Origin of the sequence: Robertmurraya sp. (assembly GCF_036676585.1) — a bacterium.
Lineage (GTDB): Bacteria > Bacillota > Bacilli > Bacillales > Cytobacillaceae > Robertmurraya_A.
The window spans coordinates 28,398-43,559 of sequence record NZ_JAKFCQ010000055.1 but is presented as its reverse complement, the minus strand read 5'-3'; the positions used below and the strand labels follow the sequence as shown (position 1 = coordinate 43,559).

The following is a 15,162-nucleotide window of genomic DNA, read 5'->3' as shown; positions in this document are numbered from 1 at the left end:
TAATCCCTCCTAAAATAACTTTGTTACTCCCTGTAAAATACCAGGGAGATTCACTCGTACATTTGTTTCGCCTTCAAGATATGGCATACTTGTCACCCATTTACCATTATCTAAATTAAACTGCTTTTGCTTTGCTTCGATCTCATCATCCGTTAGCCACTGCAATGTATTTGATGGGCAAACACTTGCACACATGGGAGGTATTCCATCCTTTGTCCGGTCAATACACAAATCGCATTTGTACATAAGATTTTGTTCCGTATCAAATTTTGGAATTCCATATGGACAAGCGATCGTACAGTTTTGACAGCCAATACATTTTTCTACCAATGCAGACAATACCGCTCCCGTTTCATGGATTTGGATCGCCTGAGCAGGACAGCTTCTTGCACATGCCGGATTTACACAGTGAAGGCACATGAGAGGCATCGTCTGACGGTTTACAAGAGGATTCACATCATATACATAGTTTCTGTTTTTCTCTTCATGTCCTCCGCACTGCGTACACGCAGCCAAACAAGAGCGGCAGCCGATACAGTTTTCTAATTCTAGATAGAGCCTCTTCTTCATTTATTGCACCTTCTTTATTTCTAGTTTTTCAATTTGCGCTGCACATGCCTTAAACTCTGGCATTCTTGACATCGGGTCAAGTGCTGCAATGGTAAGGAGATTAATAGATTGATCGTGACCAAAGTGATATGGTACGAACACCGTATCTTTTCGAATCGCTTCGGTTATTTTCACTTTATAATCAGCTGTTCCACGACGAGTGAACAATCGAACCACCTCTTCATGCTGAATATCATATTTAGAGGCGGTATCCGGATGCACCTCAACATAAGGTTCTGGACACATATCACGTAAAAATTGAATTCGTCTCGTTTGATTTCCGGATAGGTAATGGTACACCACACGCCCGGTTGTTAAACGTAATGGATATTCTTCACATGGCTCTTCTGCTGGTGGTCTGTATGGAAGTGCACAAATTTTGGCTTTTCCATCTGGATGATAAAACTTTTTGTCTAAGAACATATGTGGTGTTCCTTTATCAGCTTCATCTTTACAAGGCCAAAACACTCCATCTTGCTTCTCGATCTTATCCCACGTTGCACCATAATAGTCTGCGTAACCACCTTTAGAGGCTAAGCGGAATTCGTCTCCGATATCTTTTGCTGTTTTTAAATGTCTGAAGTATTGCCCTCTTCCAAGTCTTTCTGCAAGATCAACTTGAATCTCCCAGTCTGGTTTAGATTCGCCAACAGGCTCTTGAGCTTTATTAATTTTAATGATACGACCTTCGATATTGGTGACAGTTCCCTCATCCTCAGACCAAGTGGTTGTTGGAAGAATGACATCGGCAAATTCTGCTGATTCAGAAAGATAAAAATCTGCAACAACCATAAAATCGAGATTTTTTAAGGCGTTTCGTACATAATTAAGATTAGGAGCACTAACAGCAGGATTTGAACATAATAGGTAGAGGCCTCTAATCGTTTTATCTGTCATCAACTCAAACATCTCGTACGCTGACACACCTGCTTGCGGCATCTCTTCCGGCTTGATTCCCCATACTTTACTTACTTCTCGAACATGTTCTGGATTGGCAATTTTACGATAACCAGGAAGGGCATCAGCCTTTTGCCCGTGCTCACGTCCTCCTTGCCCATTACCTTGACCAGTAAAAGTGGCTACGCCTGATTTTGGACGACCAATTTTGCCTGTTACGAGAGCTAAATTGGTATACGCAGAAACATTGTCAACACCTTTATGCTGTTGCTCAATTCCACGAGCAAACATAACTACAGCATTTGGGGCTTTTCCATATATCTCAGCTGCTCTAATAATCTTCTCTGGAGCAACACCTGTAAGTTCGCTTGTATATTCTGGAGTAAACTGTTTCACTAATTCCTTTGTCTCTTCAAATCCATTTGTGTGATTGTTCACAAAATGTTCATCAATATGGCCCATTTCGATTAATTGATAGAGAATTCCATTTGCAAGAGCAAGGTCTGTACCTGGACGAAGATCCAAATGAAGATCCGCTCTTCTTGCAATTGGTGTTTCACGTGGGTCAACCACAATGATGTATCCTCCTCTTTCTTGTACATTCCAAATGCGGAACATAGAGGTTGGATGACATTCAGCTGTATTACTTCCAGCTATAAGCAAGCAGTCTGTTTCATGTATATCTGTCCAAGGAATCGTTGATCCTCTATCGACACCTAGTGATCTCATAAATCCACCAGCTGCACTTGACATACAGAAGCGGCCATTATAATCAATATATCTTGTGCCTAGAGCGACACGAGCAAACTTTCCAGTTAAATAGCATTTCTCATTTGTCATTGAAACACCGCTGAAAACTGAAAGACTATCTTTTCCATAATCCTTCTGTAATTCTTGGAATTTCTTTACGATTAAATTGTATGCTTCTTCCCAACTTGCCTCACGAAAACCTTCTTTTGTTCCTTTTAATGCTTGATTATCACGAATTAGCGGCCTTAAAATACGTTCATCATGATTCGTTTGCTGGTAAGCTGTCACACCTTTCGGGCACATTTTCCCAACTGTTACAGGCCATTCATAACGAGGCTCTACCCCAATAATTTTATTTGTTTTTGTATTCACTCGTAAATTCATCCCACATTGCATCCCGCAATAACTACAGTGAGTTTTCACTAGTTTTTCATTTGGATGATGTAAGTTCTTTACTTCTTTAAAAAATTTATCCCTTTGCATTCTGGTTTGCCTCCTTAACTTTCACTTCATGTGTAGGGAAGCCAGAGAACTGAGCGATACGGTACTTTCTCCGACATGGAAGACATAATTCCGCAAGATGAAAGTCTTCCTTTTTAAATTCCATATGGTTCACGCCTAATACATGAACGACATCATTTGATTGTTCTGTTGATACAAATCCTTCACCACAAACCTTACAATGCTTCATTGACTGCTCAGCATAATGCTCGCGGTAGTTTCTAGCAAAGATACTTACTGGGCGGAAAGGAATATGTGCTAATTTTCCAAATGGTAAATATATTAAAGTAACAATTACGGAATATTGATGAATTAATGACATGACCGAATGTCCCCAGCCGTGTAAAAACATATTGATAAACGTCAATGCAATACCTGTGATACTAACAAAAAGTAGTAAATATAATGGCAAAAAGTCGTAAACAACTGTTTGTTCTGCACGTGCTTGCATATTTTTCAATCGTCTGTAAATAATCATGCAAACACCTGTGATTACCATAACTGCAGATATATTTAAAGCGTTATAGAAAAGATATCCTAAAGCACCGTCTGCTTTAATTGTCATGATGTCAATTCCCATTCCAACGACCGTATAATATCCATTCTCTTCCATCGTAAAGTACATCCAGCCAAACACTAATGGGAAGGTAACGAATGCTGCGATTACACAACCCCAACCCATTAAAATATGTTGAGTCCAACGATAGATCCCACGATTCCAAATAAAACGATAGGTGACTAGGTGCTCCGTAGTCGTCTTAGGGGTTGACTTTCGAAACAAAAGTTTTAATCCTTTTTTAATGAAGATTTTTGTTGGTGGTCGTTCTCCCCAAGCGATAAATCGATAAAAGAATCCTCCTAAAAAAACAATCGTCCCAACCATGTATCCGTATAAATTCAAGTCGATATGAGTAAACATTCTCGTTCCAATAAATGATAAAATTGCTAGTCCGCATACACTTAAAAACATAGATTTGGCAAACTTAGAAGCAAACGCACGATCGATTGAATGTGTTGCTTTTTTATTTGCTGAAAGTACTCCTTGCATTATTAAGCTCCTCCTTGAAAAATCACCATTTAAGATATTCTCATTTTATGTCTTGATCTCAATTGAACGTATCGGGGGATTTCCTTACCCACCTCGGAAAATTCCCTTAGAGGGCTATTTTTCGGCATTCATAAGGCACTTCGGAGCTTACAAACGTTGATATATCAACGTTTATTGATTTGTGGCGATTTTGTAACAGTTGATGTCATAATCGGTTTTTCAGCAAAAAAAACCACTTTTCTGTAATAGAAAAGTGGTTTATCCCCTATTTAACTCGGTATCAATCATGTGATCTAATCTTTCTAAACTCTTTCTTGCCCTTTCATTTGAAATGGTTCGATAATGATGTAATCCTCCTTCTTCCTCATCCATTTCATCCGCCTTTTTTACAATTTCTTGTAAGGGAGTTCTAATGATTGTATTTGTTGGTAGAAACGAATCGGTATGAAATAAAATGGCATGAGAAATGACCTTTGCTGACGCGGGGTTTTCACCGAGGCGAATTAATAATTTATGAGCGCGTTCAGCCCCTTTTATAGGATGAATATCGTATTTTTTATACATTTCATAATCCCACTTCCCATTTTTATACCAAGTGAAGTGTCCAATATCATGCAGTAACCCAGCTTTTGCTGCTAAATCAACATGTACTGAGTGTTTCTTTGCTAAGTGAAAGGAATGATAAGCGACAGCAATCGCATGGGAAATGCCTGATCTAGTCAAATATTTTTGTGCAATGTGATGGTCAAAAATCGCTTTTAATTCAACGTCACGCAATTGTTGTCCCCTCCTTTTTACTCAGGTAAATTGCCAACATAAATGATATAGGCCAAAAAAACGATAATAAATGCAGCTAGGCCCACGGTAACAACACTTCTTATCGCCCCTTTCCAATTAGTAACACCTGAAAAACCAATGATGCCAACGAAAAATACAATCATTGTAAAATAATAAATCATTTTTAACGGATGAATTCCAACCCACTGGATAAAGTAAGAAGTAAGTATATTAGTAGAGAGAACAAATACGAGTCCACAAGAAAGTAATACCATGAAAAATGACCACGTATTCAGTATCTTTCCCATATTTTTCTCCTCCTTATTCTATTCTTACTATTAAATATATACAGAAAGAGAAGGAGTTATTTCATATTGTCTTAATATTCCGTATATTATTCCACAAACTTTGCTGTAATCCTTCTTATCCAGCAATATCTTTTCGCAATTTTCTCAACTAAAAGAAAAAACTGCTAACTCGATTAGCAAGCAAGCAGTTTTTGAGACGTCCGTTCATTTATATCAATACCGTTTAAACTGGCTAACGAATCTTTTACTTAACAGTCTAGGCATTGGTGGTAATGCAACGACCGATAACTTTCCATTAAGCACTTCAGTGACTCCTTTTTCATGAACCGCATAAAAACCACTTTCCACCAACGTTTCTAGATCGTTTTCACTGCCCCTTAATATCCTTTTCTTCATGCCTGATTGGTACCATTCTACATAGTATTCAAAGTAATCAGGAAACCTAGCTTGCTTGGAGCTGACCATATTTATGGTGGATATAGTAGCAGCATGGGCAATTTGTGAGGCAAGTTTCCCAGGAGAAAGTTTTAAGTCCTCGTTCACAACGTAATATTGCACGACCTCATTATTCACCGATTCCCCTCCCTTACAGCAACAAATTCAACTTTTTCTTCTATGTATACTCATAAAAAATACATTCTATGCGAAAACCGTTGCTTACTCGGCCACCAAACTTGTCCATAAAAAGAAAAGCACTCCTTTTAGAAGTGCTGCGGCTTCATCCTTGATGAACAAATGCATCAAAGCCTTCTCTTTCTGCCCTACTTGCTAACTCTTCAGCTCTACTTCTATCAGCAAATGCTCCAATTTGGACTTTGAATAACCCATCCTCTTGGTACACATAGGTCTCGAACCCTTTCGATATAGCTCTTTCGGCTAGCCTTTCAGCATTTTCTCTTGTTCGGAATGCTCCTATTTGGACACGATATACGCCTTGTCCGGGAGATGGAGCAGGTGTCGTTTTTCTTCTTAAATTAAACGCCCTAGCCAGCCCGTTTGTATGCCCCCTTGCCAAGCTTGTAATAAAAGATGGACTTCGTAACTTTTCTGCATCTGAAGTATTATCAATAAACCCATTTTCTGTGAGGACCGCATCCATATTGGTTTCCCTTAGCACATGAAAATCAGCTTGCTTTTGTCCTCTATTCGAGAAGTTTACCGCTTTAAGCACTTCCTCGTGAATGGCTTGACGATAGGTAGTTGTAGGAACTCCTACATTAGGGTAAACATAACTCTCAAAGCCCGTTCCCCCACCTGCATTTACGTGAATCGAAAGGTAGAAGTCAGCTCCCCAGGTGTTAGCTGCATTTGTTCGGGAAGTTAAACTCACGGTTTGGTCTCCCGTTCGACTCATCTGAACGTCAACATTTTCGTATTCATTGATAAGAAAATTACGAATGGTAGAAGCTAAACTGAGCGTTATATTTTTTTCTTGCAGTCCATTACCAGTGGCACCAGGATCTGATCCCCCATGACCTGGATCCAAAAATATTTTCACCATATTATTTCTCACCTCCTTACTTCTTATATATGAGAAAACAGCAAAATAAGACAATATTTTCACGTATTAATGTTAGAATTTCGATTACCGAAATAATTCTGATACTTGTTTATAATTAAAAGTATTTTCCTTTACAGTTATTATTTCATTTCATATATTGGAATAGAGCGGTATTTTATACATGCGAAAGAAGAATACTTTATACATAGAACTAGAAAATATCTTAAAAGGATGATTTTGTTTTGACCATTGAACTCGTTATATTAGTCGTATTAATTTTATTAAATGCCTTTTTTGCAGCTTCAGAAATTGCACTCATTTCCTTAAATGATAATAAAATTAAAGTCATGGCTGATGAAGGACATAAAAAGGCAAAGATGCTCCACCAGCTATTAAGTGAACCAAGTCGTTTTTTGGCAACGATACAAATTGGCATCACTTTAGCTGGGTTCCTAGCGAGTGCGTTTGCTGCTGAGAACTTTGCTAGTGACTTCACTAAACTGCTACTTGCTTTAGGGGTACCATTATCAGAAAGAATGCTTGGTACCGTCTCTGTTTTTGTCATTACGATCATTTTGTCTTACTTTACTCTCGTATTTGGAGAATTAGTTCCAAAACGTTTGGCAATGAAAAAAGCAGAAGCTATTTCGATGATAGCAGTAATTCCGCTTACCACCTTGTCAAAGATTTCTGCACCTTTTGTGAAATTACTCACTGGATCAACAAACATCGTTGTTCGTCTTTTTGGTGTAGACCCACATGCGGAGGATGAGGATGCAACCGAAGAAGAAATCAAACTAATGCTTGATATCGGCAAGGAAAGAGGGACCATCCAAGAGGCGGAAAGCGTTATGATCAACAATATCTTTGCCTTTGATAATACGTATGTTACCGATATTATGACTCATCGTACTAATATTGTTGGTATCCCTGCTGATACAACCATAAAGGATGTTGTACGCATTGTAAATGTAGAAAAGTATACGAGATTCCCTGTATACGAAGAAGATATGGATACAATTATTGGTATCTTTCATGTAAAAGACTTAATTGAATTTATGGAACATGAGGATAACCGTCCTTTTGAAATGAAAAAAATTATTCGTCCTCCATTTTATGTGATTGGTTCGATGCGTACAGATGATGTGTTTAAAGAGCTACAGAAGAATAAAACACATATGGCCATTGTTCTAGATGAGTATGGGGGAACTGACGGAATTGTCACCGTTGAAGACCTACTCGAGGAAATTGTGGGTAATATTTTTGATGAATATGATGAGCATGAAGAAGAAGAAATTGAAATAGTTAAAGTAAATGATGATGAATATACCATCTTAGGAACCACTAGCTTAGATGATGTGGAGGAAGTGTTAAAACTCGATCTACCATTAGACCAATATGAAACATTGAGTGGTTTTTTCATCGGGGAATTAGGCAGATTTCCTGAGCAAAATGAGCAACCCTCTATTTCATTTAATGGTGTACAGTTTACTGCAATCAAATTGGATGAACTTAGAGTATCTAATATTCAGGTGAAAATACTAAAGGAAGTAGAAAATACCAAGTAAAGACGTTCATGTAACGTCTTTTTTATATGTCTCAGACAAAAATATCAATTGACATATAAGATGAATTTCTAGATAATTCAACTAATGTGCAAAAAACGCAAATTTCGACATCAGGAGGATAATCAATGGAATGGATTCAAACAATTGTTGGACAAGCAAATAATATCTTTTGGTCATATATTTTAATTGGCTTGTTATTAGGCTTGGGCATTTATTTCACCATAAGAATGCGCTTTGTCCAGATCGTAAAAATCGGGGAAATGTTTCGGGTACTAAAAGATAAAAATACAAATGTACCGGGTGGAAAAGGGGTTACCTCCCTACAAGCATTTTTTATCGGTGCTGCTACAAGAATTGGGACAGGAAATATTGCAGGGGTAGCAATGGCTATAGCTGTTGGTGGTCCTGGTGCTGTTTTTTGGATGTGGATGGTTGCCATTTTAGGAGGCGCAAGTGCATTTGTTGAAAGTACTTTGGCACAAATCTATAAAGTAAAAGATGGAGCCGGATTTAAAGGCGGCCCAGCTTATTATATGAGAAAACAACTCGGTTCTGTTGGACTAAGCAAAGTATTTGCCTTTGGTATCATATTTTCTTTTGGATTAACATTTATTGCTGTTCAAAGTAATGTTATTGCTGCTTCTTTTAACAGTTCATTTGGTTTTGATGGATCACTTGTAGGCATCGTATTAGCCATTTTAACGGCAGTTATTATATTTGGCGGAGTACAACGTGTCGCAAAGTTTTCGTCTGTTATCGTACCGATTATGGCATTCTTTTATATTATTTTAGCCGTATACATTATCATTACGAATATTCAGGAAGTACCAGGCGTTTTAGCACTTATTATTAAAAATGCATTTGGAATTGACCAAGCAATTGGTGGTGGCATGGGTGCTGCGATTATGATGGGTGTAAAAAGAGGGTTATTCTCAAATGAAGCTGGTATGGGTAGTGCACCAAATGCTGCTGCGACTGCAGTTGTGTCTCACCCTGCAAAGCAAGGGTTTGTTCAAGCACTAGGAGTGTTCTTCGATACTCTTGTAGTTTGTACAGCTACAGCATTTATTATCTTACTGTCTGACTCTTATACGACAGGCCTTCAAGGTATTGAACTGACACAAGCATCTTTAGGTGAACATTTTGGAAGCTGGGCAAGTCTCTTCTTAACCTTTGCCATTTTTATGTTTGCATTTTCTTCAATTATTGGGAACTACTACTATGGGGAAGCAAATATAGAATTTGTTCATAAAAGTAAAGCTACCTTAATTATTTTCCGAATTCTAGCTGTTGGAATGGTAATTTTCGGTGCTGTTGCAAGCTTACAAATTGTTTGGGATTTGGCCGACTTAGCAATGGCGATTATGTCCTTTACAAACCTTATTGCCATTGGTTTACTTGGTAATATTGCTTTTAAAGCACTTGATAATTACCTTGAACAACGTAAGCAAGGTCTTGACCCTGTGTTTTTTGAAGATAGTATCCCTGGATTAAAAGGGGTAGAGAGCTGGCCTAAGCAAAAGCAAGAAACAACTGAAAAAGCTTAATCGAAAGACTGGGAATTCCCAGTCTTTTTCATTTCTTACTCTCGCATAAGGAAATCGTGAACTTGGAATAATACTCATGGTACCTAAGTGGAAGGATGATACGATTGAAATTTACAGGACTTTTATCTATTCTCATGCTTATTCAACAACCAGCCAATCACGATGTACTTACATTGATTGATAATGATCAACCCATTATGACTGTAGATCGCGAAGAACTAGTTTTTCCTCTTCCCAATACTCCTCTTATGGACTTGCATCATCTTGACATCTTAACTGCTGAACTTTCCCAACAAGTATACATAGAGCCGAAAAATGCTATTCTTGATGAACATGGAAATTTACAGCCAGAGCAGCTGGGATATCAACTTGATAAGAGAGCATTTCATACCCTATATCACTCCTATTTTTATAGTAAAGGGGCTAAAACGCTTAAAGTACCTAAAAAACCGATTTACCCAGAGGTCGATAGTGAGTTATTGTCAAGAATTCGACAACAAGCGATCGGATATTATGTCACTTATTTCAATAGCTACAATACCTCAAGAACAAACAATATACGAAAATCATCTGAGGCGATAAATAACTACGTCCTATTTCCAGGTCAGACCTTTTCGTTCAATGAGGTGGTTGGTCAACGGACAAAAGAACGCGGCTATATGCCAGCTCCCATTATTGTTCGAGGTGAGCTTTCTGAGGGGGTCGGCGGAGGCATTTGCCAAGTGTCTTCTACACTCTTTAATGCAGTGGATCGAGCAGGGTTAAAAATCGTGAAACGATATTCCCACTCTAAACGAGTCCCTTATGTTCCTCCAGGTCGGGACGCAACAGTCAGCTGGTATGGGCCCGACTTTGTGTTTATGAACAACTATAAGCATCCTATCTTAATACGTTCAAAAGTGAGAGGGGGTTCCGTATCCATTCTTTTGTATACTTCAGACGATGTGAATGTTGAACATAATCAAGTACCAAGCATGTATCAATAAAAAAACAGGGCTGTCCGATGAATGGGAGGATCCCACCCACTGGACAGCCACTTTTAATATAGATGAAAATACTTTGATCGAATGGAATCAGATAACAGTTCGGATACCGGGACGACCTTTATATGCTTCTGCTTAAATTCAGGCATTGACTCAGTAACACCTAACGAGCATACCTTCCCTGATGTACCAACATGTCCAATGGCAACAGCGGTTCCCCTGCTCTCCGCAATCCTTGCAAGAATAAGCATTTGTTTTTTGACTTGATTTACAGAACAGATATCATCTAGAAACACGTCTCGCTTAATAAAAGGTACATTTAATTCTTCAGTGATTTCCTCGAATTTGGATTTTGGACTTGTTGCACTATCTACAATATATAGCTGCTTTTCCTTTGCCACTTCGACAATAACTCTGACAATCTCCTCATTTTCAACGACAAGCGAGCCCATATGATTATTTAATCCCATAGCATGAGGAACACTATCGATAGCATCAATGACTCTCTTTCTTACTTCTTCCTTTGATAAGTCATTCGTTATTGGCTTCGGTCCTAACCAAGAGGCCTTTCCCTTTTTTGGCTGCATAGGCAAATGTACCATAATCTCTAAGCCATTTTCATATGCCCATTCTGCATGCTTTTTAGAAAGTTCATTAAAAGGCATAATAGCCGCCGTTATTCTCACATCACCTTCTAGAAAATCCTTTACACCTCCCACACCACCGCCAAAATCGTCAATAATAATAGCTGCCTTTTTCATTTCCTGGCCATGCCCATGATGAGGGAATAGTGTAAAAATGGCCAAAAAAATGATAAATGAAGTTTTTTTCATAAAATCCTCCATTTGAATGTTAGTTATTGGGATAGTTTCTCTCATTGAGGAAAAACCATACAAAAAACTCGCCCAAAACAATGGACGAGTGTTGGATTACGATATTTTTTTCACGGTCTCTGAAGTGGAAACCCTTTTGTGGAGAAGAAATCTTGGTGAGCTAGACACTAATAAGAATAAAATAACGGAACAATAGATGGCTGCCCCAATCATTGTACCACCGTTCACGCCTAGTGAAAATAAGAATGGAGACATCCCATCCGGTGCATATTCTCCCCAGAATAAAAATCCTGCGATAAAATGCCAAAAATAACGAGCCGCACTTCCGACAAATGTGGCAACTATGATCCATTGAAGGGCTTTCTTCTTATTTTCTTTAAGTGCTATCTGAATTTTTTTCATAAAGAAACCTGCAAATCCAATAAACGCAAAGGCCAGAAAATACTCAATGAAGCCCTGTAACGGAGTTAGTATGTAAGCATCACCCATAGCAATTTGTAATAGTCCCCATAAAAAGCCAGAAGCGGTTGCAGCAACGAATCCCCATCTAAAAGCAATAATTAAGATTGGTAGCATCGCAAATGAAATGGAAATATTAGGCGATAGTTTGATTGATGGAAGAAGGTCTAGAATTAATGCAAAGGCTGCAAAAAAAGATGCTTCAATCATCATGATTAATCGTTTGTTTCCCATAAAAAAATCTCCCCTTTTTGGAAACCTCAAGGAGAGCGTAGATAGACATGATTGCACAAAAAATTCAGTCAGTCCACATCCCTGCGCTAGAATTATCTAACAGGTTCGAAGGGTCAGAACAAACGTTCACTCTCAGCATAACGCTCCCCTTGTGGTTTCTTCTTATGTAGTTTGTTTATAATTTCGTTTTCATTATATCATATAAAATTAAATAGAAAAGCATCTAGATGGAACTAGATGCTTTTATGTTTATATTTTAAATCGACGAACTAGCTTCTGTAAGGTTTCGGCCATACCTGATAGGTCTTGAGCACTTGCGGTTACTTCTTGGAGGGTAGCAACGTTTTCTTCTGTTCCAGCTGCTACTTCTCTAGTGGTTGCAACGCTTTCTTCTGCGATTCCTTTTACCTCGTCAATTGCTTGTACGACATTTGTACTATGCATGCTTAGTAGCTCAATGGCACATGAAACGTCTGATACCTTTTCAATTACGTCTCCCATTGACTCTCCAATAAGAGCAAACGCTTTCTTTGCATCCTGACCATATTCGAATCCTTCAGATACTTTGTGAGACTGTTCTTCCATTGCAGAAACGGCTAGTTCCGTCTCAGATTGGATATAAGTAATCATTTTTGTAATTTGATCAGCTGATTTTTTTGATTCCTCCGCGAGCTTTCTTACTTCGTCAGCAACTACAGCAAATCCTTTGCCATGTTCACCTGCTCTTGCAGCTTCGATTGCGGCATTTAAGGCTAGCAAATTCGTCTGATCTGCAACCGTGGTAATCATATTTAGGATAGAAGTAATTTCATTCGAGCGTCTTCCTAACTGACGAATGATTTCTGAAGCATTCATCACTCCATCATTGATAAGATTCATTTGGTTAACAACTTTTTCGATAGATAAAGCTCCTTGATCTGTAACTTGAAACGTATTATCAGCTGTGACGAGCATTTTTTCACTACTTTTTGTAATCAAATTTATATTGCTAGACATCTCTTCAATTAATGCGTGAATTTTGGTTAAATGTTGCAGTTGCAGATCCATACCCTCAGAGTTTTGTTCAACAATATGAGATATTTGTTCACTTGCTTGAGTACTGTCCTGCGCACTTGTACTTAGTTGTTCACTACTAGCTGCAACTTGAGCTGATGAATCTCTAACTTGAACAACTACTTCTCTTAATCCAGAAACCATTAAGTTGACAGACTGTATCATTGCCCCTATTTCATCTTTATTCTTCACTTTTATCTCATCAATAGAAAGGTCTCCGCTTGCAACCTTCTCAATAGCCTTAGATGCATGAACAATTGGTTTTGCAATCTGTAGACTTATAATTGTCGCTAGTGCTAATGCAACAAGAATCGCAGATACACTTATAACAATCATGATTGTGACAATTCCATCTATTTTTTTGGTGGTCAAGCTACTCGCATGGTCTAAATGTTTTTCCTGAATAGATAGAAGTTCATTTACTTTTGCATTAAACTGCATACCTAACGTTTGTGCAGTTGATTTTGCTAGAATTAAATAACCTAATTCATCATTGTCTTTTTTCATTTGTATTTGGTCTTGAGCAAACTTCGAATCATTTTTTGACATTTCCTCAAGAGCAGTTAACGTATTTAATAACTCCTTATCAGTGATTGTTGTTTTTAATTTCTTCATAGAGTTATCAAAGCTCTTTACTGCCTCATCGTATTCTGTAAGATAATCAGCTTCTCCAGTAAGTAGGAAGCTACGAACGGCTGCTGATTTTCTAATCATTTGCTCTTGGAGATTTTTCACTTCTAGCTTTTGACCTACTTCTTCTTTTAAGAATGATTGATACGTATTGTTTACTGAATAAAGTTGAAAAATCCCAGCACTTGCTACAACTACTAACATAAATAAAACAATAACAAAACTACCTATAATTTTTTTTCGAACAGTGATATTCATGATTGCTCCCCCATATATAGGTTGTACTTTATACCTATATTAACAATAGTTCTTTTGATATGGAAGCGTTTTATTTCAAATGAAAAGAAATAGACAAAATCTATTTCTTCTCGTAAGGTGCCACTTGATAAAAATAATTTGGCAATTGAGTGCTATTGTCATATTGCTGGTGAAAGATATGGGTTAACGCGGGAGAAACAGGGGGTATTAACCAAGTCCAATTGCCTGTTAATTTCCGTCTTTTTTCTTTCTCTCTTTCTTCAAACAACTTAAACTGAGCTGCTGCGGTGTGATGGTCAACAATACTTACTCCAGCCTTTTTATAGGAATATAGAACCGCTCGATTCACTTCAAGTAGCGCTCGATCCTTCCAAAGACTACTATTTCTAGACATATCTAATTTCATGTGGTCAGCAACTAAAGGCAACAGATTATATCGGTCTTCATCCGCTAAATTTCTAGCCCCTATTTCTGTTCCCATATACCAGCCATTAAAAGGGGCAGCCGTGTAATGAATACCACCAATTTCAAGACGCATATCAGCGATCATCGGTACACCATACCACTTTAATTCTAGTTCTTCAAACCACTCATATTCCGGATGTGAAAGATTGACCTCAAGAACTAGATTCGGATGGATAGTTCTCCAATTTGGTTTTTCATGATTTATTTGAACCACTAGAGGTAAAAGGTCAAAATTTGTATGGTTCCCCTCCCACCCTAGCTCTTCACACACCTTTGTAAATGGAACAGAGTGAGGGTCTCCAATCAATCCGTGTGGTGTATCATATCCAGCATATCGAACAAGCTGGTGGTTCCAAATCCGTATGGAATATTCCTTTGTTTCTTGTTTAAAAATAGATATGGTCGGTCTAATATGACCATTGTTTGTCGCAAACTTGATATGTTCGAAAAGAGCATGGATGATCTCATCGGAGTGATGTAAATGACGACAATCTTTAACAATCAAAGACTCCCAAAACAATCGTCCAATACATTTATTACTATTTCTCCATGCCATCTTTGCCCCATGGGAAAGTTCTTCATATGTATGTTCATATGTTCCCGTCTTAAGAATCGAACTTTTAACTTCTTCTACTCTTGCTAACAAGGTAACAGAATCTTTTTCTAGTTCTAAATAGCAAAGATTGATAAACTCTTCTGCTTTTTGGAGTAAATCTTCATTCAAGGCTAATCCCTCACGTT

General features: G+C 38.0%; 14 protein-coding genes and 1 riboswitch. Of the genes, 3 read left to right on the top strand and 11 right to left on the bottom strand.

Features of this window, described 5'->3' with window-relative positions:
• Positions 1–9 precede the first annotated feature (9 nt).
• From ACGLXV_RS06775 to ACGLXV_RS06745, 7 genes are all read right to left on the bottom strand, one after another.
• Positions 10–570, bottom strand: a complete 561-nt coding sequence (locus ACGLXV_RS06775) for a 4Fe-4S dicluster domain-containing protein (protein WP_066048124.1) — start codon at positions 568–570, stop codon at positions 10–12.
• Positions 571–2,739, bottom strand: a complete 2,169-nt coding sequence (locus ACGLXV_RS06770) for a molybdopterin oxidoreductase family protein (protein WP_391558032.1) — start codon at positions 2,737–2,739, stop codon at positions 571–573.
• Positions 2,726–3,805, bottom strand: coding sequence for a hypothetical protein (locus ACGLXV_RS06765; protein WP_391558031.1), 1,080 nt, complete (start codon positions 3,803–3,805; stop codon positions 2,726–2,728). Before ACGLXV_RS06765 ends, ACGLXV_RS06770 begins: the two co-directional genes overlap by 14 nt.
• 258 nt (positions 3,806–4,063) lie before the next feature.
• Complete coding sequence (locus ACGLXV_RS06760; protein WP_391558030.1) at positions 4,064–4,582, bottom strand: HD domain-containing protein; 519 nt, start codon at positions 4,580–4,582, stop codon at positions 4,064–4,066.
• Between the two features lie 17 nt (positions 4,583–4,599).
• Positions 4,600–4,890 carry a hypothetical protein gene (locus tag ACGLXV_RS06755; RefSeq protein ID WP_119708706.1) on the bottom strand — a complete coding sequence of 97 codons (291 nt, stop codon included), beginning with the start codon at positions 4,888–4,890 and terminating at the stop codon, positions 4,600–4,602.
• A 213-nt stretch (positions 4,891–5,103) separates the two neighbouring features.
• Positions 5,104–5,463 (bottom strand): aminoacyl-tRNA hydrolase, encoded by a 360-nt coding sequence (locus ACGLXV_RS06750; protein ID WP_119708707.1) that lies wholly within the window; start codon positions 5,461–5,463, stop codon positions 5,104–5,106.
• Positions 5,464–5,608: 145 nt separating this feature from the next.
• Positions 5,609–6,391, bottom strand: a complete 783-nt coding sequence (locus tag ACGLXV_RS06745) for an N-acetylmuramoyl-L-alanine amidase (protein ID WP_391558029.1) — start codon at positions 6,389–6,391, stop codon at positions 5,609–5,611.
• A 242-nt stretch (positions 6,392–6,633) separates the two neighbouring features.
• Between ACGLXV_RS06745 and ACGLXV_RS06740 the strand changes: the two genes are divergently transcribed.
• The 3 genes from ACGLXV_RS06740 (at position 6,634) to ACGLXV_RS06730 (ending at position 10,492) form a co-directional block, all read left to right on the top strand.
• Positions 6,634–7,959: a hemolysin family protein gene (locus tag ACGLXV_RS06740; RefSeq protein WP_391558028.1), complete on the top strand. Its 1,326-nt coding sequence runs from the start codon at positions 6,634–6,636 to the stop codon at positions 7,957–7,959.
• A 125-nt stretch (positions 7,960–8,084) separates the two neighbouring features.
• Positions 8,085–9,506, top strand: coding sequence for an alanine/glycine:cation symporter family protein (locus tag ACGLXV_RS06735; RefSeq protein WP_391558027.1), 1,422 nt, complete (start codon positions 8,085–8,087; stop codon positions 9,504–9,506).
• A gap of 95 nt (positions 9,507–9,601) precedes the next feature.
• Positions 9,602–10,492, top strand: a complete 891-nt coding sequence (locus ACGLXV_RS06730) for a VanW family protein (RefSeq protein ID WP_391558026.1) — start codon at positions 9,602–9,604, stop codon at positions 10,490–10,492.
• Between the two features lie 53 nt (positions 10,493–10,545).
• Here ACGLXV_RS06730 and ACGLXV_RS06725 read toward each other — a convergent pair whose 3' ends face one another.
• From ACGLXV_RS06725 to ACGLXV_RS06710, 4 genes are all read right to left on the bottom strand, one after another.
• On the bottom strand, positions 10,546–11,322 hold the full coding sequence (locus ACGLXV_RS06725; RefSeq protein ID WP_391558025.1) for a divergent polysaccharide deacetylase family protein: 777 nt from the start codon (positions 11,320–11,322) through the stop codon (positions 10,546–10,548).
• Positions 11,323–11,418: 96 nt separating this feature from the next.
• Positions 11,419–12,015, bottom strand: a complete 597-nt coding sequence (thiT, locus tag ACGLXV_RS06720; protein WP_391558024.1) for an energy-coupled thiamine transporter ThiT — start codon at positions 12,013–12,015, stop codon at positions 11,419–11,421.
• 61 nt (positions 12,016–12,076) lie between these two features.
• A riboswitch (TPP riboswitch) is annotated at positions 12,077–12,175 on the bottom strand.
• A gap of 89 nt (positions 12,176–12,264) precedes the next feature.
• Entirely contained in the window at positions 12,265–13,956 is a 1,692-nt protein-coding gene (locus ACGLXV_RS06715) for a methyl-accepting chemotaxis protein (RefSeq protein WP_391558023.1), read from the bottom strand.
• 100 nt (positions 13,957–14,056) lie between these two features.
• Complete coding sequence (locus ACGLXV_RS06710) at positions 14,057–15,145, bottom strand: nitric oxide synthase oxygenase (RefSeq protein ID WP_391558022.1); 1,089 nt, start codon at positions 15,143–15,145, stop codon at positions 14,057–14,059.
• Between the last annotated feature and the right edge of the window lie 17 nt (positions 15,146–15,162).